Annotated in this window: 22 protein-coding genes and 1 other RNA gene; 13 read left to right on the top strand and 10 right to left on the bottom strand. The window is 61.1% G+C overall.

Annotated elements, in window-relative coordinates; translation table 11 throughout:
• Positions 1-3: 3 nt before the first annotated feature.
• On the bottom strand, positions 4-795 hold the full coding sequence (locus ACR0IR_RS05355) for a DUF2182 domain-containing protein (protein ID WP_170339283.1): 792 nt from the start codon (positions 793-795) through the stop codon (positions 4-6).
• An 85-nt stretch (positions 796-880) separates the two neighbouring features.
• On the opposite strand from ACR0IR_RS05355, the gene ACR0IR_RS05350 reads away from it, so the two are divergent.
• The 8 genes from ACR0IR_RS05350 (at position 881) to ACR0IR_RS05315 (ending at position 7178) form a co-directional block, all read left to right on the top strand.
• Positions 881-1612, top strand: coding sequence for a FadR/GntR family transcriptional regulator (locus ACR0IR_RS05350; RefSeq protein WP_005983321.1), 732 nt, complete (start codon positions 881-883; stop codon positions 1610-1612).
• 127 nt (positions 1613-1739) lie between these two features.
• Positions 1740-3140 carry a selenium-binding protein SBP56-related protein gene (locus tag ACR0IR_RS05345; RefSeq protein WP_170363508.1) on the top strand — a complete coding sequence of 467 codons (1401 nt, stop codon included), beginning with the start codon at positions 1740-1742 and terminating at the stop codon, positions 3138-3140.
• A 13-nt stretch (positions 3141-3153) separates the two neighbouring features.
• Positions 3154-3804 carry a hypothetical protein gene (locus ACR0IR_RS05340; RefSeq protein ID WP_170363509.1) on the top strand — a complete coding sequence of 217 codons (651 nt, stop codon included), beginning with the start codon at positions 3154-3156 and terminating at the stop codon, positions 3802-3804.
• A gap of 64 nt (positions 3805-3868) precedes the next feature.
• Positions 3869-4231 (top strand): DUF4345 family protein, encoded by a 363-nt coding sequence (locus ACR0IR_RS05335; protein ID WP_170363510.1) that lies wholly within the window; start codon positions 3869-3871, stop codon positions 4229-4231.
• A 35-nt stretch (positions 4232-4266) separates the two neighbouring features.
• Positions 4267-4614, top strand: a transfer-messenger RNA (tmRNA) gene (gene ssrA, locus ACR0IR_RS05330).
• Between the two features lie 101 nt (positions 4615-4715).
• A complete protein-coding gene (locus ACR0IR_RS05325) occupies positions 4716-5147 on the top strand; it encodes an ester cyclase (RefSeq protein ID WP_170363511.1) in 432 nt (143 codons plus the stop codon).
• A gap of 215 nt (positions 5148-5362) precedes the next feature.
• A complete protein-coding gene (chrA, locus tag ACR0IR_RS05320) occupies positions 5363-6637 on the top strand; it encodes a chromate efflux transporter (protein WP_170363512.1) in 1275 nt (424 codons plus the stop codon).
• A 76-nt stretch (positions 6638-6713) separates the two neighbouring features.
• Positions 6714-7178: an SspB family protein gene (locus ACR0IR_RS05315; RefSeq protein WP_170339296.1), complete on the top strand. Its 465-nt coding sequence runs from the start codon at positions 6714-6716 to the stop codon at positions 7176-7178.
• Positions 7179-7218: 40 nt separating this feature from the next.
• On the opposite strand, the gene ACR0IR_RS05310 is transcribed toward ACR0IR_RS05315, so the two are convergent.
• Positions 7219-7782 (bottom strand): hypothetical protein, encoded by a 564-nt coding sequence (locus tag ACR0IR_RS05310; protein ID WP_170363513.1) that lies wholly within the window; start codon positions 7780-7782, stop codon positions 7219-7221.
• Between the two features lie 208 nt (positions 7783-7990).
• Between ACR0IR_RS05310 and fumC the strand changes: the two genes are divergently transcribed.
• The 4 genes from fumC to ACR0IR_RS05290 are packed head-to-tail and all read left to right on the top strand — an operon-like array spanning position 7991 to position 10442.
• The gene (gene fumC, locus ACR0IR_RS05305) at positions 7991-9385 is read left to right on the top strand and encodes a class II fumarate hydratase (RefSeq protein ID WP_170363514.1); all 1395 of its coding nucleotides are present in this window, start codon (positions 7991-7993) and stop codon (positions 9383-9385) included.
• On the top strand, positions 9385-9561 hold the full coding sequence (locus tag ACR0IR_RS05300) for a DUF4169 family protein (protein WP_170363515.1): 177 nt from the start codon (positions 9385-9387) through the stop codon (positions 9559-9561). Before fumC ends, ACR0IR_RS05300 begins: the two co-directional genes overlap by 1 nt.
• The gene (locus ACR0IR_RS05295) at positions 9558-9788 is read left to right on the top strand and encodes a ribbon-helix-helix domain-containing protein (RefSeq protein ID WP_170363516.1); all 231 of its coding nucleotides are present in this window, start codon (positions 9558-9560) and stop codon (positions 9786-9788) included. Before ACR0IR_RS05300 ends, ACR0IR_RS05295 begins: the two co-directional genes overlap by 4 nt.
• Positions 9789-9839: 51 nt before the next feature.
• Positions 9840-10442 (top strand): DNA-3-methyladenine glycosylase I, encoded by a 603-nt coding sequence (locus ACR0IR_RS05290; protein ID WP_170363517.1) that lies wholly within the window; start codon positions 9840-9842, stop codon positions 10440-10442.
• Between the two features lie 2 nt (positions 10443-10444).
• On the opposite strand, the gene ACR0IR_RS05285 is transcribed toward ACR0IR_RS05290, so the two are convergent.
• The 4 genes from ACR0IR_RS05285 to ACR0IR_RS05270 all read right to left on the bottom strand — a co-directional run bounded on the left by ACR0IR_RS05285 (position 10445) and on the right by ACR0IR_RS05270 (position 14850).
• Positions 10445-11326 (bottom strand): fructose bisphosphate aldolase, encoded by an 882-nt coding sequence (locus tag ACR0IR_RS05285; RefSeq protein WP_170363518.1) that lies wholly within the window; start codon positions 11324-11326, stop codon positions 10445-10447.
• 72 nt (positions 11327-11398) lie between these two features.
• Positions 11399-12748 carry a cytochrome P450 gene (locus tag ACR0IR_RS05280; RefSeq protein ID WP_170363519.1) on the bottom strand — a complete coding sequence of 450 codons (1350 nt, stop codon included), beginning with the start codon at positions 12746-12748 and terminating at the stop codon, positions 11399-11401.
• Positions 12745-14019 (bottom strand): hypothetical protein, encoded by a 1275-nt coding sequence (locus tag ACR0IR_RS05275; RefSeq protein ID WP_170363520.1) that lies wholly within the window; start codon positions 14017-14019, stop codon positions 12745-12747. Before ACR0IR_RS05275 ends, ACR0IR_RS05280 begins: the two co-directional genes overlap by 4 nt.
• 78 nt (positions 14020-14097) lie before the next feature.
• Positions 14098-14850 (bottom strand): cytochrome c biogenesis CcdA family protein, encoded by a 753-nt coding sequence (locus ACR0IR_RS05270; protein ID WP_170363521.1) that lies wholly within the window; start codon positions 14848-14850, stop codon positions 14098-14100.
• A gap of 105 nt (positions 14851-14955) precedes the next feature.
• On the opposite strand from ACR0IR_RS05270, the gene ACR0IR_RS05265 reads away from it, so the two are divergent.
• Positions 14956-15195, top strand: a complete 240-nt coding sequence (locus tag ACR0IR_RS05265) for a sulfurtransferase TusA family protein (protein ID WP_170363522.1) — start codon at positions 14956-14958, stop codon at positions 15193-15195.
• A gap of 38 nt (positions 15196-15233) precedes the next feature.
• On the opposite strand, the gene ACR0IR_RS05260 is transcribed toward ACR0IR_RS05265, so the two are convergent.
• The 4 genes from ACR0IR_RS05260 to purQ form a co-directional block, all read right to left on the bottom strand.
• Positions 15234-17936 (bottom strand): Rne/Rng family ribonuclease, encoded by a 2703-nt coding sequence (locus ACR0IR_RS05260; RefSeq protein ID WP_170363523.1) that lies wholly within the window; start codon positions 17934-17936, stop codon positions 15234-15236.
• A 503-nt stretch (positions 17937-18439) separates the two neighbouring features.
• Positions 18440-19774 carry a sigma-54-dependent transcriptional regulator gene (locus ACR0IR_RS05255; RefSeq protein ID WP_093961984.1) on the bottom strand — a complete coding sequence of 445 codons (1335 nt, stop codon included), beginning with the start codon at positions 19772-19774 and terminating at the stop codon, positions 18440-18442.
• Positions 19775-19787: 13 nt separating this feature from the next.
• Positions 19788-21560, bottom strand: coding sequence for a sensor histidine kinase (locus ACR0IR_RS05250; RefSeq protein WP_170363524.1), 1773 nt, complete (start codon positions 21558-21560; stop codon positions 19788-19790).
• 36 nt (positions 21561-21596) lie between these two features.
• Positions 21597-22265, bottom strand: a complete 669-nt coding sequence (purQ, locus tag ACR0IR_RS05245; protein WP_170363525.1) for a phosphoribosylformylglycinamidine synthase subunit PurQ — start codon at positions 22263-22265, stop codon at positions 21597-21599.
• Between the last annotated feature and the right edge of the window lie 8 nt (positions 22266-22273).

Below are 22273 nucleotides of genomic sequence, written 5' to 3'. Positions count from 1 at the left end.
GGCTTATCCTCCGTATGCAATTGGGTAGATCAGCAGCCCAAGGCCACCTGCAATCAAAGCGAAACCCAGCGGCCGTGTCAGAACATGACCGATCTGGGGCAATTTCTCCAACACCATGAACAGGGTCGCCAAGCCCATCCACAGCAGGCTCATCACGCCTCCGACAAAGCCAAGCGCCATGAACCCCCAGCAGCAGCCGACACAAAAGGCGCCCAGCCCCAGCCCCATGCGCAGACCGCCAGAGAAGCCGGTGCGCCAGTGTCCAAGGAAATAGGTCATGGGTGCATGACACACCCCGTGGCACACCTCCTTGGCGCGCGTGAATTGAAAGGCACCGACGGCAATCAGAAGACCGGCAGCAAAGAGCGGAGACTTGGCAATGCCAAGCATGTCGATCACGCCCCCGAACAGCAAGGCCAGCTGAACACCTGTGATCAACGCGGCGAACCCGGCCCAGACCACGAAATAGCCCAACAGAACGCCGACCCACCCGAGCCTTGTTCCATTGGCGCTCTGGATCAAATCCTCATAGCTTCTCAGTGTTGGAACCAGCGTCGGAAGCATCATCGCGGCCATCATGATCGCCCACATCACGAACAGCGGGCCGAACTCGGCCATCGGCATGTACATGTCCATGCGGGGATCCATCGCACGCATCGCCTCGGCCATTGGCCCGGGTCGGCCAATCCAATCGACGCCCATGTCGCGGCTCATGGTGTACATCACCCACCAGGCCGACAGGATCAGGACGAAAAATCCCAGCCACAAACCGCTGCGTAGAAGTGCCCGACTCATGTTCCCTCCCGACTCGGTGCTTGCTTTTCAAATGTCAGACTTTTAAATGTCAGACAAATAAATTTTTCACGGCGGCCTGCAGAAGATGAAAATCGATCCCCAGAAAAGCACCGACCTGTCCGCACAGATCGCCCAGGCCATCCGTGATGCCATCGTATCAGGAGAGCTGATCGTGGACGAGCGCCTGCCCTCGGAATCCGAGCTTGCGGACCAGTTCCAGGTATCGCGCCCCACCGTGCGCGAGGCGTTGAAACGGCTGGCGGCACAGTCGCTGATCCGAACCCAACGCGGTGCGACAGGGGGTGCCTTCGTCAACCGGTTGAGTTTCCAGGACGCCTATTCCCAGCAGATCACGACTTCGACGCTGCTGCTGTCGATGAACGAGGTCAGCTTCGACACCGCTTGCGAGGCCCGCTATGCGCTGGAGCGGGCCTGCGCGCCCCTGTCGGCCCAGCGGCGCACCGCCGATCAATTGGCCACCATGCGCGCGGAAATCTTCCGCCAGGCGCAACCCGGTCTGACGGATGAGGCCTTCTGCGCCTCGGACGTGGCCTTTCACCGGGCGCTGGTCGATGGTGCGGGCAACCCTGTCCTGTCCTATCAGCTGGCCGGCGCGGTCGAGGCAATGCAACCCCTGATGAACATGATCACCTTCACCGCCCGCTCACGCGAAGAGATCATCCGCCTGCACAGCAAGATCGCCGACGCGCTGGAGGCGCAGGACGCCGAGACCGTCGACGCCGCTCTGGTCGAGCTGGAAACCTACACCCGCCGCCTGGCCCATGATGTGGCCGAACGTCGGCGGAAACCGGCCTGAAGACAATCTGAATACTTCTTGACGCATCACATCAACGGAAAGGACACTCGAGCAGGCAGACCATTATCCGGCGGGAAGACCGGCACTCTCAATAAAATTGATTTTCAATGACTTACGGGAGGACGTTATGAACAAAAGACCGGATCCAACATTCTATCCATCCGCCAAGATGGCCATGGAGGCCCCGCCCGAGACCTTGGCCTTCACGCTGATGCTCAGCCCCGATTTTTCGCAGCCCGATGGCCTGGCGGTTGTGAATGTCGACCCAACTTCAGGCGATTACGGAAAGATCGTTCACAAGGTGATGATGCCCAACAAGGGCGACGAGTTTCACCATTTCGGATGGAACGCCTGTTCTTCGGCCCTGTCTCCGCTGACCGGCCACGCTTTTCTTGAGCGCCGGTACCTGATCATCCCCGGTATCCGTTCCAGCCGGATCTACGTGATTGACGTGAAAGAGCCGCTGAAGGCCAAAATTCACAAGATCATCGAACCCGAAGAAGTCTTTGCAAAGACGGGATATTCCCGCCCCCACACGATCCATTGCGGACCCGAAGGCATCTATGTCAGCACCTTGGGCGGTGGCGGGCCGGATGGCACCGATGGACCTCCGGGCATCTTCATCATGGATTGCGAGACCTTCGACATCATCGGGCGTTACGAGATCGAGCGCGGCGTGCAGGACAAGCACTATGATTTCTGGTGGAACCTGCCGCGTGACTACATGGTCAGTTCCGAATGGGGTCTGCCCCCGCAATTCGAAAACGGGATCGTGGCCGAAGATCTTCTGTCGAACAAATATGGCCACCGGATCCATTTCTGGAACCTGCGCGACCGCACCAACATCCAGACCATCGATTTGGGCGAGAACCACCAGATGGCGCTGGAAATCCGGCCGGCGCATGACCCGGTCAAGCAATACGGGTTCTGCGGTGTGGTGGTCGACACCACCAATCTTCAGGGCGCAATCTTTACCTGGTGGCGCAACAAGGATGGCAGTTTCGAGGCCAAGAAGACCATCACGATCGACCCGCAACCCGCTGATCCGGATGATCTTCCCGATCTGCTCAAAGGGTTCTCGGCGGTGCCGCCTCTGGTGACCGACATCGACCTGAGCTTGGACGACAAATACCTGTATGTCGCGTGCTGGGGCACCGGTGAAATGCACCAATACGATGTCTCGGACCCGATGAAGCCCAAGCTGGCCGGCAAGGTCGAGATCGGCGGAATCGTCAAGAAAACCAAGCATCCCAACGGCAAGGACTTTGGTTATGGCCCGCAGATGGTCGAGATCAGCCGTGACGGCAAACGCGTCTATTGGACCAATTCGCTCTATTCCACATGGGATGACCAATTCTATCCCGGCGATCGCGGCGCTGCGATGGTCAAGGCAGATGTAGGCGAAAAAGGCGGCCTGACACTGGACAAGGATTTCTGGGTGGACTTCCCGAAAGGGTATCGCAGCCACCAGATCCGGCTTGAGGGAGGAGACTGCTCCACCGACAGTTTCTGCTACCCTTCGGTCTGAATTGGACGTCTTGATGACATCGACGGCCGGCCTCTGGCTGGCCGTTGTTCTGAGCGGCGCCTATCACGGGTTGAACCCCGGCATGGGCTGGCCGCTGGCCGTGTCGGCGGCATTGATGGAGCAACGCCAATCCGCCCTCTGGCGCGCGTTGGTAGCGCTGGCGGGCGGGCATTTCGTGGCGATGCTGGGTGTGTTGCTGCCCTTCGCGCTGATGACCATCCTTGTAGACTATCAGCGCGAAATCCGGATCGGAGCTGCCCTGATCGTAATCGCCATGGGGCTCTACATCGCGATCACCCGGCGCCACCCACGGTTTCTGGCGCGCGTACCGCCCAGTCGGCTGGCGCTGTGGTCGTTTCTGGTGGCGTTGGCGCATGGTGCGGCGCTGATGCTGGTCCCGATCTATCTGGGCCTGTGCGGGCTGGACGAGCTGGATACCGGCCACAGAGCCGTGTCAGAGATCATGGGCACCAATGGCCTGCTGGTTCTGGCTGTGGCCGCGGTCCATACGGGCGCTATGATGCTGGGCGGCGGTGCGTTGGCCTTCGCGGTCTATCGCTGGCTGGGCCTGCAGTTTCTGTCTCGCAGCTGGTTCAACCTGGAAATGGTCTGGGCGCTTAGCCTGATCCTTGTGGGTGTTCTAGGCCTGTGGGCCGCAATCTGAGGTCTTCCCCCTGCCCCGAAACAGATTAGGTTCGACGGACAGGCATTTGAAACGCGAGGCCCCCATGACCGGAACACTCAACATCATCGCAGCCCTTCTGACCATCGGCTTTGGCCTGTTCGGCTTTCTGGCTCCGGCCTGGACGGCGGCCTCGCTGGATCTTGCGCCCACCAACAGCACGATGGGCCTCAGTGAAATGCGCGCCTCGGTCGGCGGGCTGTTTGTCGTGACCGGCATCGCCGTATTGTGGCTGAACCACCCGATGGCCTACGCGATGTTGGGCGTGGTATATGCCGGCGCGGCGCTGGGTCGGTTCGTGTCCGTACTGCTGGACAATCCACCGTTGGCCAAAGCGTTGACCTTCGGCGGAATCGAGCTGGTGCTGGCAATTTGGCTGATCGCCGCCAACCTCTTCAAGCCTGTGTGAAAGGTTGGAAAAATCGCGATGGCCCCGCGCTTTGGGGGTTTGCATCCGCAAAAATCCTCACCTATATAAATGCTGTCCTTCGGGACTATGGACATAAACGCGCTCGTAATAAGCGGATCGGACCCGGGGGCGGTACCCGGCGGCTCCACCATATATCCTTCATTTGGGGATCATGGGGCCGAAATAGGATCGACGAACGTCTAAAGGGGTTAGCTTTGTCTCGGCTGTCTGCCACCGTTACCGGCGAAAACAGTACAATTGCAAATGACAATCGTGCTCCGGTTGCCGTTGCTGCGTAAGCAGTAACCAGACCGAAACTTAAGTCCTTGCGCCTAGCCGCGTAAGGCGGGGTTCGCAGGTACCTGGCAACAGAAACCTGCATTTCCCAAGATTTTGTCTGAGTTTTTGCGCCAAATTTGGCCGCCATTCAGAAACTGTTCACTCCTGTCATTCAAAGTAGCGGAAGACAGACAGGAGAGTTGGGATGACTCATTCAGAGATACTCAGGGCCTGGTATTCCGAGGTCTGGGAAAAAGGCAATATTGACGCGATCGACCAGTATTTTGCCCCGGAAACGATGGCCGAAGGGCTGATACCCGAAATGCAGGTCGGCGCGGACGACTTTCGCGACCTGGTCATGGCCTTTCGGCACGTTCTGGGCGAAATTCAGGTGGACTTGCCCAAAATTATCGAAAACGGCGATTGGGCGTCAGCCGTTCTGCATGTGCGGACCTCGCGGGCAGACAACGGCGCGCCCTTGGAGGTCACAGGCCAAGTGATGGCGCGCTTCAAAGGTGACAAGATGGTCGAAGCCTACAACCAGTTCGACTTCGTTTCCCTGTTCGAACAGCTCGGCCAGTTCCCGCAGGATACCTTGCCCGTATGCATGACAGGGGAACGGCTGGACTGGGCCTGAACCGGTTCTTGACCGCGCGTGCTGACCCCGAGTAGCAAAAGCACACGGGGTCAGCATGTGAACGCCCTGCCCGGCGGCAGCCCGAGTTCGCATGTCCCCGAATCCAAAGGGGCACATGCCATGGCTGCGCAGTTTCCAATGATCGCTGGTGGTCGGATCAGCACCTATGCTCCGAATATCGGATGGAGCCGCCCGAGGACCGCCGAAACCGGCGCATGCAGGGCGGATCCCCTGTAGTGAACCCCTCACTGTCAGAACTGGTCCGGGTGTTCGGCCGCATCGGCCTCCTCTCATTTGGTGGCCCAGCGGCACAGATCTCATTGATGCACCAGGAATTGGTCGAACGGCGGCCATGGTTGGATGAGCAGAGCTTTCTGCGCGCGCTGTCGTTGTGCATGTTGCTGCCCGGCCCCGAAGCCATGCAACTGGCCACCTATGCCGGTTGGCGGCTGCGTGGGGTGCCGGGCGGGCTGATTGCCGGCGGCCTGTTCGTTCTGCCCGGAGCGCTGGTGATAGCTGTGCTGGTCGGCTTGTATGCTGCCTACGGAGACCTTCCCCTGGTCCAGGCTGCATTTCTCGGGATCAAGGCCACGGTTATCGTGATCGTTCTCCAGGCGGTGCTCAATCTTTCTCGCAAAACTCTATCTGGGGCAGAGCCCGGGATTCTTGCGATACTGGCGTTCTTGGCGATCTTCGCTCTGAATCTACCGTTCCCCCTGATCATTCTGGCCGCGGCTGTCTGGGGCTTTTCACGTAAGCCTTCAGAGCAGCCTTCAGTTTCGCAGAATGTCGATACCGCATTGGCTCGGCCCGCGCGGACCGCAGCGCTCTGGCTGTTTCTTTGGTTGGCTCCGCTGGTGTTGTTGACCCTTTCCGACCAGACGTTGCTAAGCGATCTGGGCTGGTTCTTTGCACGATTGGCAGTAGTCACTTTCGGCGGGGCCTATACGGTGCTGGCCTACATGACCCAGACGGTCGTCGAGAACTATCAATGGATCTCTACCGATCAGATGATCGACGCGCTGGGGCTGGCAGAAACAACCCCCGGCCCATTGATACTGGTCACGCAATTCGTCGCCATGCTCGCCGGGCAATTGGCGGGCGGGATGTCCCTTGCGCTGGCAGCCGGGGTCGTTGCGCTGTGGGCGACCTTCGTTCCGTGCTTCCTGTGGATATTCGTTGCCGCGCCTTACCTGGACGTCTTAGCGCAAAGACCGAGACTGTCGGGAGCATTGCGCGCAATTACCGCGGCGGTCGTCGGTGTGATTCTCAACCTGTCGGTGTGGTTCGGACTGCATGTCCTGTTTGGAACCATCGGAGAAGTCGAGTTTGGTCCGATCTCACTGCCCATTCCGGTTTTTTCGACCTTGGACATCGCAGCCGTTGGATTGACGTCCCTTGCCGGAGCCTTGATTTTCATAAGAAAAACCGGTCTGGCAACGACGCTGGCTATCATGATAGGAGCAGGCGCAATCCTGCATCTGGTTTGAACAATCAGACGCAACCCGCTCTTTCGTTTCCGATCAAATCCCTTATGCTTGGGATAACCACTTTCGAGGATGACACATGTCGCAAGGCATTGACTACGGCAACTTGATGCACACCGCTATGCGCGGGCTGATCAAGACTGTTCTGAAGCGCGTTTCCGAAACCGGATTGCCCGGCGCGCACCATTTCTTCATCACGTTCGATACCCGTGAGCCCGGCGTCGAAATCGCTGACTGGCTGCGCGAACGCTACCCTGACGAGATGACGATCGTGGTGCAGCACTGGTTCGAAAATCTCGAGGTTGGCGAGGACGGATTTGCCATCACGCTCAATTTCGGTGACGCTCCGGAGCCGCTGTATATCCCCTATTCGGCCATCCAGACCTTTGTCGATCCGTCGGTCGAATTCGGGCTGCGCTTCGAAAGCTCGGACGAAGAAGATGAGGACCCGGTGGAAATCGATGCCGAGTCGATCGAGGTCGAACCCGAAGACGAGCCGCATCATGATGCGGATATCGTATCGCTGGACAGCTTCCGCAAGTAAGTCGTATCCATTCAACAAGGCTTCGCTTTTTTGGCGGAGCCTATTGTTTTTCCAGGAATGTTTCGACCGAACGCGACTTCTGTCCATCTCTGAACCGGGAAAAGGACAGGTTCAGCCCGCCCTCGGCCAGCGTCCGATCATACTGCTGCAATTCGTACCCGCCGTCCTCATCTATGAACAGCGAAAAGACGGTCAGCGTTTCCCCTTCGATCCGCCCCCAGACAAAAGGTTCCCCCTTCATTGGGTCCAGTGGAACCTCATGACCGAAGACATTCCGCTTCATGGCTGCGGAATAGATGTTGTTCCGATCAGAAGGTCGGAACTCGACCGAAAAGCTTTGTTCTTTTACCCGGCCGTCGGCTTTGTAGGTGGTAGTCTTCCATTTGACCACGAACCCTTCGCCAGTCTCTGCGATGGAAACGCTCATGTCGCGCGGGGTCGACGATCCGTCCGCATCCACCACGTCGGCAGATCCGACATAGTCGCCTACAAAGGGGCCGATGTCCTGCGCCCATCCCGGAGACGCCAACAAAAGCCCAAACGCCAGTACCGACAGCCATCGGGCCATTTGCGCGAAAGATGAGGTCCGGTCTGAGCGATTCATGGTTCTTTCTCCGCGGTTGCCTTCTTTATCTTAGCTCAGCCGGGAACGGGCACAATGGTACGGCCCTGTGACCGACCAAGAAAAGTGACGCACACCGCATGGCTATACCTTTTTTGCCCTTCGGACTAAGGTGCGCGCAACTGGCCGATTGAACCAAGGCTTAGCTGCGGTTAAACGGCATGCGACTGCATACCAGACGGAGTGACAGATGTCTCAGACCCGCACCGAATCCGACAGTTTTGGCCCGCTCGAGGTTCCCGTTGACAAGTATTGGGGGGCGCAGACGCAGCGCTCGATCATGAACTTCCCCATCGGATGGGAGAAACAGCCCGTCGCCATCGTGCGCGCGCTGGGCGTGGTCAAGAAGGCCTGCGCCATGCAGAACAAGGCCACCGGCAAGCTGGACGCACGCATCGCCGACGCCATCATCCAGGCCGCCGGCGAGGTGATCGAGGGCAAGTTCGACGACAATTTCCCTCTGGTCGTCTGGCAGACCGGATCAGGCACCCAGTCGAACATGAACGCCAACGAGGTCATCGCGAACCGCGCGATCGAGATCCTGGGCGGCGTGATCGGCTCGAAGGATCCGGTGCACCCGAACGATCACTGCAACATGGGACAATCGTCGAACGACACCTTCCCCACCGCCATGCATATCGCCACCGCTATGAGCGTGCGTGACGTGCTGCTGCCGGGGCTGGAAAAGCTGGCCGCCGGGCTCGGGCAGAAGTCGGCGGAATTCAAGGACATCATCAAGATCGGCCGCACTCACACACAGGACGCGACCCCGCTGACCCTGGGCCAAGAGTTCAGCGGCTATGCCCATCAGATCCGTCAGGGTATCGCCCGCGTGAATGCTGCCATGCCCGGCATCTACGAGCTGGCGCAGGGCGGCACCGCCGTCGGTACCGGGCTGAACACCCAGAAAGGCTGGGCCGAGGCCGTCGCCGCCAACATGGCCGAAATCACCGGCCTGCCCTTCGTCACCGCGCCCAACAAATTCGAGTCGCTGGCCGCTCATGACGCCATGGTGTTCCTCTCGGGCGCCTTGGCCACCGTCGCGGGCAGCTGCTACAAGATCGCTAACGACATCCGCTTCCTCGGGTCGGGGCCGCGTTCGGGTCTGGGCGAGCTGATCCTGCCGGAGAACGAGCCCGGATCGTCGATCATGCCGGGCAAAGTCAACCCGACCCAGGCCGAGGCGCTGACCCAGGTCGCAGCCCACGTCATGGGCAATGACGCTGCGATCAAGTTCGCCGGCAGCCAGGGCCATTTCGAACTGAACGTCTACAACCCGATGATGGCCTACAATCTGCTGCAGTCGATCCAGCTGCTGGGCGACGCGACGGACAGCTTCACCGAACGCATGCTTCTGGGCACCAAGGCCAACGAGGCGCGCATCGACAAGCTGATGAAGGAATCGCTGATGCTGGTCACCGCCCTGGCCCCCACCATCGGCTATGACAACGCAACCACGGTCGCCAAGACTGCGCACAAGAACGGGACCACGCTGAAGGAAGAGGCCATCAAGCTGGGCTTCGTCGACGAGGCGACCTTTGACGCCGTCGTACGCCCCGAGCAGATGATCGGGCCCAAGGACTGATGGGCAAGCCGGTCAATCTGAACCGGTATCGCAAGGAAAAGGCGCGGGCCGAGAAAAAGGCCCGCGCCGACCGGAACGCGGCGGCGTTCGGGCGCAGCAAAGCAGACAAACAGCTGGACAAGGCCCGTACGGAAAAAGCCCGCCGCGATCTGGACAATCACGAGCTGGATGAATGAGCGGCCCGCCCGTCAAACGCTCGCTGACCCTCAAGGGGCACCGCACTTCGGTTTCACTCGAGGATGAGTTCTGGCAGGCGTTCCGAGATATCGCCAAGGCAAAAGGCTTGCCGATCAATGTGCTGGCCTCGGAAATTGATGTCGCGCGCGACCCCGAGACTGGATTGGCGTCGGCCATTCGCGTCTTTGTTCTGAACTGGTACCGGTCACCCGATCGCAACCCTTGATCTGATATCCGTCTGCGCCTAGGGTGATGGCGAACAAAAGGGGTACATTCGATGCGCGAACTCGCTACCGGACCGGATGGCCGGCCGCGCTGCGGTTGGTGTCAGGCCGCGCCGGAATTCTTCGACTATCACGACAATGAATGGGGTTATCCAGTAGGTGACGACCAGCGCCTGTTTGAGAAGCTCTGCCTTGAAAGCTTCCAATCCGGCCTCAGCTGGCGCACCATTCTGGCCAAGCGCGAGAATTTCCGCAAAGCCTTTTCCGGTTTTGATTTCAACGTGATGGCCGTCTTTTCTGAATCGGACGTCGAGCGCCTGCTGCAAGATTCCGGTATCATCCGCCATCGCGGCAAGATCGAGGCGGTGATCAACAACGCCGGCCGCGCACAGGAGCTGGTGGACGAAGCCGGCTCGCTGGCGGCCTATGTCTGGCGGTTCGAGCCCGAGACCCCTCCTGGGCCGCAGACGGCCTCGACTTCGCCCGAGTCGGTCGCCATGTCCAAGGATCTGAAAAAGCGCGGGTGGAAATTTGTCGGCCCCACCACGGTGTTTGCCTTCATGCAGGCGATGGGGCTGGTGAATGACCACGCCACAGGCTGCGCCATGCGCGAAAAAGCGGCGCAGATGCGCCGCTTGTTCATCAAACCGGTCTGACCTCAGACCGAGGCGCGGTAGATCTTGTCGATATTGCTGCCAAGGGCCGCGTTGAACTCGGCATCCGACTGCTGTTTCGACAGCCCCTCGGTCAGCGCGCGCGAGAAAGAGGCGATCATCTTGCCGTTCTGCGCCAGCAGGTCACAGGCCTCGTCGGTCGAATAGCCGCCCGACAGCGCCACTACCCGCAGAACACGCGGATGATCGGCGGCCTCGTCATACAGGTTGGCCTTGCTGGGCAGGGTCAGCTTCAGCATGACGTCCTGCCCCTCGCCCAACTCGCCGAGATTCTTGAGGATTTCGGCTTTCAGGATCTCTTCGGCTTCGGCCTTGGTGTCCGACTTGATGTTCACCTCGGGTTCAATGATCGGAACCATGCCGGCCGCGATCACCTCGCGGGCCACGTCGAATTGCTGTTTCACCACGGCGGCAATGCCCTCGGCATTGGCCTCGTGGATGACCGAGCGTTCCTTGGTGCCGAACACACCTTCGGCCTTGGCCAGCGTCTCGGCCAGGCCCGGGATGGGCTTCATCAGCTGCACGCCGTTGGCGGTGTCCTCCAGCCCCTTGTCGATCTTGAGGAACGGCACGATGCCTTTGACTGACCACAGGTAATCGGCCACCTTGCGACCGTCGATTTCCTCGCTCAGCGTGCGTTCGAACAGGATCGCGCCGATCACCTTGTCGCGGGTGAAGTCATCGGCCAGGATGATCCGGGCGCGCATCTTCTGGATCTCGGCAAACATTTCCTCGTCCGAGCCATAGTCGGACGGCTGCACCCCGTACAACGCCAGCGCCTTGGGCGTCGAGCCGCCGCTCTGATCCAAAGCCGCGATAAAACCCGCACCGTTGATCATCTGTTCGCGCTGTTCAGCCTTGGACATAACACTTTCCCGTTCAGTAATGATTCCGCTTTTCCAACCGCATACAGCATGGCGCGAAGCGATGATAGTTTGTTAGCGCTCAACCACGCGCAGCCAGATTCCATCGCGCGAGCGGACCGTCAGATGTGCCACCGGGACCGGGGCGCGGCCTTCGACAGGTTCGAACCGGTACCGACGCAGCAGGGTCGACAGGATCAACGGTCCCTCGACCATCGCAAACCCCGCCCCGGTGCAGACGCGCGGCCCGGCCGAAAACGGGATGAAGGCCGCGCGCTGACAGGCTTGGCCGTTTTCAGTCGCCCAGCGGGCCGGGTCAAAGCTGTCGGGGTCCTCCCACAGCCGTTCATGTCGATGCAGGTGCCATGGGCTGAGCACGATCTGCGCGCTCTTGGGCACGTCGCGGTCGCGGAAGCGTTCGGGGCATGTGGCCTCGCGCACCATCATCGGGACCGGGGGATAGAGGCGCAGCGCCTCGCGGAACACATCGCGGCTGATGCGCAGTCTGGACATGCTGGCAAAACTGATTTCATCCTGCGCGCGAGCCTCCTCGGCCACGCCGTCCTGCCAGTCGGGATAGGCGGCCATCAGGTACATCGTCCACGCCAGGGCTGAGGCGCTGGTCTCGTGCCCGGCCAGAAAGAAGATGGCGACCTGGTCGATCATCTCATCGGTGTTGAAACACCGCCCGGTCAGTGGGTCGGGCGTGGTCATGATCTTGGTGGCCAGATCGTCGGGCGCGGTGCCGGCGGCGATCTGCGCGGCCCGCTCGCGGGTGAGGCGGGCGATCAAGGCGCGGATTTCGGCCGCTGCACGGCGGGTCTTGCGCGGGTGGAACCGAGGCACCCAGCCTGGCAACGGCACGAAAGCCGCCAGGTTCAGCAGCGGTTGCTGCCGCTGATAGGCGCGGAATTTCTCGAACACCTGCGCGGCGATTTCGTGCTCGATCGGCACCGAGAACAAGGTGCGAAAGATCACGTCGGCGGCGGCATGGCTGGTGACCTCCTCAATCTCGACCGGCACGCCTGTCCTGTCGCGCAGGCGATCGGCACAAGCCTCGGCCGAGGCCAGCATCGCGGGAAAGGTCTGTTTCAGCCGTCCGCCCTCGAAGGCCGGGTCGATGATGCGGCGCTGGCGCTCCCAGGTTGCGCCGTTGGTCAGGAATACCGATTGGCCCAGCAGGGGCCGCAGGCCTTCGCTGATCCGGCCGGATTTCGGGAAATCCTCGGGGCGGCGTTTCAGAACCCGGTCGATCAGCTCGGGCTGGTTGATCAGGTAGGACCGGAAGAACGGGGTGCGGAACTCGGCCATCCAGGCGCGGTACAGGCGTTGCGGCTGGGCCGACAGGATATCACGCCGGAACAGGCGCAGGTATTGCCACAGCGATACCTTGTCGGGTCTGGCGGGTGGCTTGGGCGGGGTCATGCGCGCACCGTCCGGTGTTTGGACACCGCCCGCTCGATCCGCGATTTCGACGGCGCCCGCCCGGCGAACCGAGCGCCCAGTGTCAGCGGGCCGGCCGTGATGCGGAAATAGTCATAGTCGCTAGGCCGGTCGAACGCGCACAGATACTGGAAATGCAGACGGAAGAACCGCCAGCGCAGCGCGGCCCAGCGTTCAGGCGACAGGGTTTGCGTGAAAGCGGCCGACAGGACCAGAGGCCAGCGTTTGCCCGGCCCGGCAACGCCACTGACCGCCACCGGGTCACATAGGGCAAAGGCGCAGCCATCCCCGGGAGCCGAGACGTCGACCCATGTCAACCACCCGGTCTGCGACAGCAACTGCAGGTCGGCCCGCAACCGGTCGGCCCGCGGCAGGAATGACACCATCGGCACCACCTGCCCCAATGTCAGGAACGACAGGACCGGGCCATCCGGCTGCACCTCGCCCCGCCGCAGCAGGTCGGCCAGAACCGAAACCCCCAGATGGGCGCCGGAACTGTGGCCCACCACCAGAACCTCATCGACGGGCGACCGTAGCGCTGCCGCAATAGTGGCACGGAATTCGTCCAGCCGGGCCTGCAACTCGGGCGGTGTTTCCCCCCGCTGTCGCGCAGAATAGGCATAGTCGTGCATCAGGTAATAGGCGAACAGGCGGTTGTCGATCTTGCGGAACCAGCGCAAGACCCACCATCCTGCCAACATGCCAATAGCCAGGCCGAGATACATCCGCGCCGCAAAATATGGACCGAACAGCGCGGGGCCCTCTACAGCCTCAGCCAACCAATGCATCGCGGACGCGGACAACATCGCCACACCGTAAAAGACCAATCCGGCCAACGCCAACTGCCCCAGCAGCATCGCCACCGGATAGAGTGCGGCGATCACCGGCCCCTTGCGCAGGCGCATCAGCCGCCAAAGCGTGCCGGTCGAGATGTAGATCCACGCCGTGCGCAGCAATTGCCAATAGGTCGCCGGGATCGAGCTGTCCATGCTGTCGCGCACGATGTCGGACCAAACCAGAACCTCGACATCTGTATGTACTTCGGCCCCGTCCTGCTCCGACCGGACGTGCCAGCCATATGGGCCATCGCCCGTCTTGGCCGAGACCTCGAACCGATACCCGGAAATTGCTGACTGCGCGCGCCCCTCTTTCCGGTAGAGCTCGCGATAGCGGCGGGGATGGATCGGATCATAGCCGGGGATATAGAACACCCGGCGTCGTTGTACCCCAGATTGCGGAACCTGACTGCTCATGCCTTTGCCCTTGTTGCGGGCAGGTTAGCTCAGCGATGTGGCCAAGGTAAGGCCCGATCATCGCGACCGGGCGCCGCGTCAGCCCAGAGTGGCCAATGCCGGGAACGTCTCAAGCAGCCACCAGCTGAACTCGGTGAACAGACCCGTCACCAGCATGATGCCGACGACCAGTAACAAGCCACCCATGACTTTCTCGATCGTTCCCATGTGCGGTTTCAGCTTGTTCATCACTGCCATCGACCGGTTCAGGAACATCGCAGCCAGTAGGAACGGTATGCCCAGACCCGCCGCGTAGACGCCCAGCAACAGCGTGCCCCGCGCCACCGAGGCCTCGGACGCGGCCAGCGACAGAATCGCGCCCAGCTGGGGGCCGATGCACGGGGTCCAGCCGAATGCGAAGGCCAACCCCAGAATATAAGCCCCAAAGACCGATCCGCCTGAGTCCCCGGTTTCGAGCCGCGCTTCGCGGTCCAGGATCGGAATGCGGAACACGTTCAGAAAATGCAGGCCGAACACGATCACCACCAGACCCGAGGCTTTGGCGAACAGCAGCTGGTTCTGCAGCACGAATGCGCCGAAGGCCGAAGCCGTGAAGCCCAGCAGCAGGAACACCGTCGACAGTCCAAGGACGAAGAACAGTGCCGACAAGGTCGCCTTACGTCGAGCCTGCGCCTGATCCTGCATCTCGTGAATGGTCACGCCGCTCATGTAGGCCAGATAAGGCGGCACGATCGGCAACACGCAGGGCGACAGAAAACTGATCAACCCGCCGACCAGCGCGATGAACATGGCGGGCAGCAGCCCCGCGTCGATGATATCGATTCCGAACATGCCACTGCACATAGGATATCCAGTGGGGCGCGTCACGGGGCCATTCGGTCACATCCTCGTGGTTGCCGGCTGGACAGCTGTGCGCCATGCAAATATCTGAGAGCCATGACACAAGAAGCCGAAACACTGGATGCATTGGGCCTGCTGTGCCCCCTGCCCGTCCTGAAAGCCCGCAAACGGCTCAAGGCCATGCCTGCGGGCTCCCTACTCCGGGTCCTTGCCGACGATCCGGCCGCAATCGTCGATGTACCTCATTTCTGCTCGGAGTCCGGGCACGAGCTGATCGGGATGGAAGAAGCTGCGGATCACCACATCTATCTCATTCGGAAAAACGGCGGGACCTGAAAGAAAAAAGGCGGACAATACTGTCCGCCTTTGTTGTCTTATTGGCCCAGAGACCACCAACCGCGCCGCTTGGGCTTGGCCGGGGACGGCTCGGGTTCTTCCGCCACCGTCTCAAGCACCGGCTCTGCTGTGTCCTCGGCTTTTTCTTCTGTTGCCGCTTCCGGCGCTTCCGCCACGGGCTCGGCATCTGGCGTTTCGACTTCTGCCGCTGCCTCGGGCTCACTCTCTTCGACCGGCTCCTCGGCTTGCGCTTCGGGGGCATTGTCCTCAGCACCCGCAGCCTCATCAGCAGGCGTTTCTGCGGCCGCCTGAACCGCTTCTTCGGCCACCTCGGGTTCCGGCGCGGGCGCCTCTTCGACTTCGGCCGTCTTCTTGCGGCGCGGTGCCCGACGTTTTTTGGGCTTGGCCGATTTTTCTTCGGCCTGTTCCGCTTCACCCTCGGTCACGTTTTCGGCGCCAGCTTCTGCGGTCTCAGCCGGAGCGGATTCAGACTCTGCGGTCTTTTCCGTCCCGGACTCCTCGGGTTGCGCCTCGGTGGTCGCCTTGTCTTCCGCAGCTTCGTCAGAACTGGTTGCCTCGGCCTGCTCGCCGTTACCGCCGTTCTTCTTGCGGCGACGCCGGCGGCGCTTGCGCTTCGGCTTAGCTTCCTCTTCCGCCTGTTCCGGCTCGGCGGCGCTGTCTTCAACCTCGTCCTCGGAATCCACCAGATCCATCAGCGATGCCGTCGCGGACACCACCGGCGCAGACGCTTCGGGAACGATCCGGCTGGCCGTCTTGAACTTTTCCATCGAGAAGTCAGGGCTGACCAGATGAGTGTCGCCTTCGATCCGAACCGACAGGCCATAGCGGGCTTCGATCTGCGCGATATGCTCGCGCTTCTGGTTCATCAGGAAGTTCGCAATGCTGACCGGACACCGCGCCAGCACCTCGCGCGAGCGGCGGCGTGTGCCTTCCTCTTCGATCTGACGCAGGATCGACAGAGCCATGTTGTCGTCCGAGCGGATCAGACCGGTGCCATGACAGGACGGGCACGGCTGTGTGGTTGCCTCAAGCATTCCTGGGCGCAGGCGCTGGCGGCTCATCTCCAGCAGGCCAAAGCCCGAGATCCGTCCGACCTGAATACGGGCCCGATCGGTCTTCAGCTTGTCCTTCAGGCGCTTTTCAACCGCCAGGTTGTTCTTGCGCTCGTCCATGTCGATGAAGTCGATGACGATCAGGCCGGCCAGGTCGCGCAGGCGCAGCTGGCGCGCAACTTCCTCGGCGGCCTCAAGGTTGGTTTTGAGCGCAGTTTCCTCGATCGAACCTTCCTTGGTGGCCCGGCCCGAGTTCACGTCGATGGCAACCAACGCCTCGGTCACGCCGATCACGATATACCCGCCCGATTTCAGCTGGACCGTCGGGTTGAACATCCCCGCCAGATAGCTTTCCACCTGATAGCGCGCGAACAGCGGCAACTGATCCTCGTAGCGTTTCACGTTCTTGGCGTGCGACGGCATGATCATCTTCATGAAGTCTTTGGCGATGCGGTAGCCACCTTCGCCTTCGACCAGAACCTCGTCGATGTCCCGATTGTAAAGATCACGGATCGACCGTTTGATCAGGTCGCCTTCCTCGTAGATCTTCGCAGGGGCGATCGATTTGAGCGTCAGTTCGCGGATCTGCTCCCACAGGCGCTGCAGGTATTCGTAGTCGCGCTTGATCTCGGACTTGGTACGCTTGGCGCCGGCTGTACGGATGATCAGACCGGCGCCCATAGGCACATCGATCTCAGATGCGATTTCCTTGAGCTTCTTGCGGTCCGCGGCGTTGGTGATCTTGCGGCTGATGCCGCCCCCGCGTGCGGTGTTCGGCATCAACACACAATACCTGCCGGCCAGCGACAGGTAAGTGGTCAGCGCGGCACCTTTGTTGCCACGTTCTTCCTTGACGACCTGCACCAACAGAACCTGGCGCACCTTGATGACTTCCTGAATCTTGTAGCGGCGCGGGCGTGGTTTGCGCGGAGGACGGATATCCTCGCTGTCATCATCATCCGCAACCGACTCGATCGTGTCATCCTTGGCAGCCGCATCCGGCTTGGCCTCATCAGCTTCGGCGTCAGCGTCGTCCGCTGCATCCGCGTCCGGCTCGTCTGTTTCGACCGGTTCAGCGGGTGCGGCGTCTGCTTCGACTTCGGCCTTTTCGTCCGCTGGTTCGTCACTCGCGTCTTCACTCGGCTCTTCGACCGGAGTTTCAGCGACCGTCTCCATCGGAGACGTGCCTTCGGGCACATCCTGATCGGCGGCGTCTTCCTCGACCAAGTCGATGGTTTCCATACCTGTCGGCTCGGCGGATACGTCCAGCGTTTCGACCGGATCGTCCGTTTTGACCTCTGCCGCCTTCGAACGTGACCGCGAGCGGCGTTTCTTGGGCTTGGATTCTTCGGCCTCGTCCCGCGCCTTCATTGCCTCGGCATAGGCGCGCTCTTCCTCCATCAGGGCTTCGCGGTCCGCGACCGGAATCTGGTAGTAGTCCGGATGGATTTCCGAGAACGCAAGGAAGCCATGCCGGTTCCCGCCATAGTCAACAAAGGCCGCCTGCAGCGAAGGTTCGACGCGCGTTACTTTTGCCAGGTAGATGTTGCCAGCAAGCTGGCGTTTGTTCTCGGATTCAAAATCGAACTCCTCGACCTTGTTTCCGTCCACCACCACGACGCGGGTCTCCTCCGCGTGGGTGGCATCGATAAGCATTTTCTTTGCCATGTGTCCTTGGTGCACCGCGCCAAACGCGTTGTCCTGACCTGTCCAGGCGGACAGGCGCATCTGGGGTGGTGTCTTGTCTGGGCGATTACAGACGGCGCACGGCAGGGATCGGCGCTGTGGCCCCCTGCCCGTATACTCAATCGTAGCGCGCGCGTCATCGCGGTTCTTCTCCGACAGGCGCGAACACGCCGCTGCCTGCCCATTATTCCTTTCGCCCGAAGTTCGGGCTCAGGTACTCTACTGCCCCGGAACGGGGCACAATCGGTCTGCTTGGCCGGGCGGGAAAGGTCACCACCTGCAGCAAAGCAGCGAAACTCAATGATTCGGGACATTCAGGCACAAAAATGCGCCCGACCCGTCCCGGTACAATAAAAGCAGTCCTGTGGAAAACACAATGGGCAAACTGCAAAGGAGCCCGATCTACGGACAGGTCGGGCATCCTCTGGCTTCAAATTTACCGGGTGTACTTTGGACAAAAGGCCAAAAAGGGACTGGCCGCTCGCCTACAGATAGTCCGCCCGTTGCAACCCGTACTTGGCCATTTTTTCATTCAAAGTCCGGCGCGGCAGGCAAAGTTCCTCCATCACCGAGGCGATGGATCCCTTGTGGCGCCGCATTGTGTTGTCGATCAGCATCCGTTCGAACGCCTCAACGTATTCCTTCAGCGGCTTGCCCTCGGTGGTCATCACCGGCTGCATCTCTTCATGATCGGACATCAACAGCGACGCGATAGTGCCCGAGCCGCGCCGCGACTGCAGAACCGCGCGTTCGGCGATGTTGATCAACTGGCGCACGTTGCCCGGCCACGGGGCCTGAAGCAGCTGCGCGGCCTCCTGGGCGCTGACTTGCGGCGCCTCACAGCCGTATTCTTCGGCAAACTGCTCGCTCAGCCGGGTGAACAGGGTCAGGATATCCTCGCCCCGCTGCCGAAGCGGCGGCATGGTGATCCGCAGTGCCGCCAGACGATAGAACAGATCGGGCCGCAGCACGTCCTCGCTGGTCTTGCCGGCTTCCTGCAGGTTTGAGATCGCAACGATCCGAGTCTCGGCCGGCGTTCCCTGCTCGTTCATGACGCTCAGCAACCGCGCTTGCAGCGTGTCGCTCAGCGCCTCGATATCCTCCAGCACCAGAGTGCCGCCGCGGGCTTCCTCGATAGCGGGCAGTTGCGTGTCCTCGGGCATCATGGGGCCGAACAGCCGTTTGGCCAGCGCCTCCTCTTCCAGCGCGGCACAAGAGACCAGAACGAATTTCTTGCCCGCCCGGCTGCCGACTGCATGCAGCGCGTGCGCCACCAGGGTCTTGCCGGTGCCGGTTTCGCCGTCGATCAGCACATGCCCGTCGGCCTGGCCCAAGTCCAGAATATCCTCACGCAGGCGCTCCATCACCGGGCTGGCGCCGATCAGCTTGTTCATGATCTGTGTGCCGCCCGACAGCTCGCGCCGCAGCGCCCGGTTGTCCAGCGTCAACCGCCGCGCGTTGCTGGCGCGTTTGGCCAGTTCCGACATCCGATCCGGGTTGAACGGCTTTTCAAGAAAGTCGAACGCCCCCACCCGCATCGCCTCGACCGCCATCGGCACGTCGCCGTGACCGGTAATCATGATCACCGGCAAGGTGCTGTCGGCACCCATCAGCTTTTTCAGAAGTTGAATGCCATCCATGCCGGGCATCTTGATGTCCGAGATCACGATCCCCGGGTAATCCGGCCCCAGAACCTTCAGCGCATCCTCGGCGCTTGCAAAGGTTTCGGTGTCATAGCCGGACAGCGCCAACCATTGGCTGATCGACTGGCGCATGTCCTGTTCATCATCCACGATGGCAATTTTCATGGCCTGTGCCATAGGTACGTCCTCGTTATTCTGCGGCCTCAAGGCCGTCATGTCCCAAAATGGGCAGTTGCATCTCGAATACCGCGCCGCCGTTCTGGCCGTTGCGCGCAGTCAGCCGTCCGCCATGGTCGTTCACGATCCCGGACGAGATGGCAAGACCCAAGCCGACCCCATCTCCGGGCCGCTTGGTGGTGTAGAACGGCTCGAACAGGTTCTCGATATCCTCGATCCCGTGGCCATTGTCGCGCACCGCCAGCACGGCGGTCTCGCCTGCGGCCAGAATGATCTCGACCTCAGGCTCTGCAACAGATTTGGTGGCGTCGAGCGCGTTTCGCAACAGGTTGACCATAACCTGTTCGATCCTCATCCGATCTCCCATCACGATCACCGGCTCCTCGGGCAGAATCTGGGTGATCTTGACCTGCCTCTGGCGCAGCTGCGGTTCCATCATCGACAGGGATGAGGCCAACGCCTCCCCAAGATTTACGGGCGAAAACGCGTCCGCACCCTTACGGGCATAAGACTTGAGCTGCCGCGTGATCGCGCCCATCCGCTCGATCAGACCGTCGATCCGACCAAAGCTGGCCAGTGCCTCTTCGGGGCGGTTTCGGCGCAGCAGCAGCCGCGCGCCCGCCAGATAGGTCTTCATCGCCGCCAACGGCTGGTTCAACTCGTGGCTGACGGCCGCCGACATCTCGCCCAAGGCTGCCAGCTTCGAGCTTTGCGCCAGCGTCTGTTCCGCCACTTCCAGCGTCTTTTCAACCCGCTCGCGTTCGGCAATTTCGCGCTGCAGCCTTGCGTTCAATGCGCGAAGCTCCGCCGACTCGCGTTGGAACAGAGCCATGCGGAACGTGGCCCTACGGCTCAGTGCATAAAAGGTCAGCGCCAGGAGAATCGCAAATCCCATGATCTCGAGCGCCAGCACGCTGTTCACCTTTTCGCGGATCGAGGAATAGGTCGTGAACGAGGTCATCTTCCAACCACGGAACGGGATGCGGGTCTCCATCCGCATCACGGCCTCGCCCGCAACATAGGCGTCCGGCGGCAGGGCCGTCCAATCAGTAGTCGCTCGAATTGCGCGCTGGATGGCACCCTGCGGATGCTGCCGCAACAACGCCTCAGTCTCGTTCAGGCCGCGCCACTGGGGTTCGGTCGACAGAATGATCGTTCCGGTGCTGTCGGTCACCATGACCGCGTCCGAGATCCCGGCCCATGCGTTCTCGAACTTGCGCAGATCAACCTCGACCACAATCACGCCCAGAATTTCCGACCCGGCCTCGATCCTGCGGGAATAGAGAAAGCCATAACTGCCGGTCTCGCGGGCAATCTCGGAAAAGATCGTCGCGTTCGACCTGACGGCATTCACGAAATACGGATCACTTCGATGGGACTCGCCCAGTCGATTGCGGTCTGTTGCGGCAACGACCCGACCATCCCGATCCAGCAGCATCAGCGACGCAGCCCCGATTTCCTCAACAAAGGACAGAAGTCGCTGCGTCGACAGGGAAAAATCGGCTGACCGCAAGGCCGAAATCAAAGTCGGGTCCCGGGCCAGCAATTGTGGAACGATGGCGTTTCGACGCAATTCGCTCAGCAGGTTGCCGGAATAGAGCGCCAGACGCAGTTCAGCCCTGTTTCGGGTCGATTCCGTGAACCGATTGGTCAGCAGGCTGTTGGTGACCCAGACCGTCGCCGCAGCGGCAACCAGCAACACGAACACAGCCAGCCGCAGGCGCCACCCCAAAGGGGCACCGCGGCCAAATAGATTTGTCCAGCCTGATTGCGCGTCGGAACTCATGCACCGAAGCTACGCTTCCGCGCCCACGACCTCAAGTCACGCAGGTGTCAGCACACCCGACAATGCGCGGAAGAGCGCCACTCCGTCGGTGCCGCCATGGGCCTCGTCCGCCGCCCGCTCGGGGTGGGGCATCATGCCCAGCACGCGCCGGTTGTGCGACAGGATCCCGGCAATATCCCCGCGCGAGCCGTTGGGGTTGTCGGTGTAGCTGAAGGCGATCCGATCCTCGTCCTGCAGGCGGGCGATGGTTTCGTCATCAGCGAAGTAGTTGCCATCGTGATGCGCGATCGGAATCTGAATCACGTCTCCGGCGTTGTAGCCCTGAGTAAAGGCGCTGTCGCTGGTCGCAACTTTCAGCCCGACGGTTCGACAGATGTATTTCAGGCCGGCATTGCGCAGCAGCGCGCCCGGCAGGATGCCGGTCTCGGTCAGGATCTGGAACCCGTTGCAGATGCCGATGGCATAGCCGCCTCGTTCGGTGTGCTCGACCACTGCCTTGCAAATCGGAGACTGCGCAGCAATCGCACCGCAGCGCAGGTAATCGCCGTAGGAAAACCCGCCCGGCACGCCCACGATATCCACGCCCTGCGGCAGTTGGGCATCCTTGTGCCAGACCATGTCGACCTGAAATCCGGCCTGCTCAAAGGCGACGGCAAGATCCCGGTCACAGTTAGACCCCGGAAAAACGACAACCGCTGCGCGCATGGGAAACC

This window comes from Ruegeria sp. CF2 (assembly GCF_056537385.1).
Note: the sequence above shows the minus strand (reverse complement) of the source record. Positions and strands in the feature narration are given on the sequence as shown.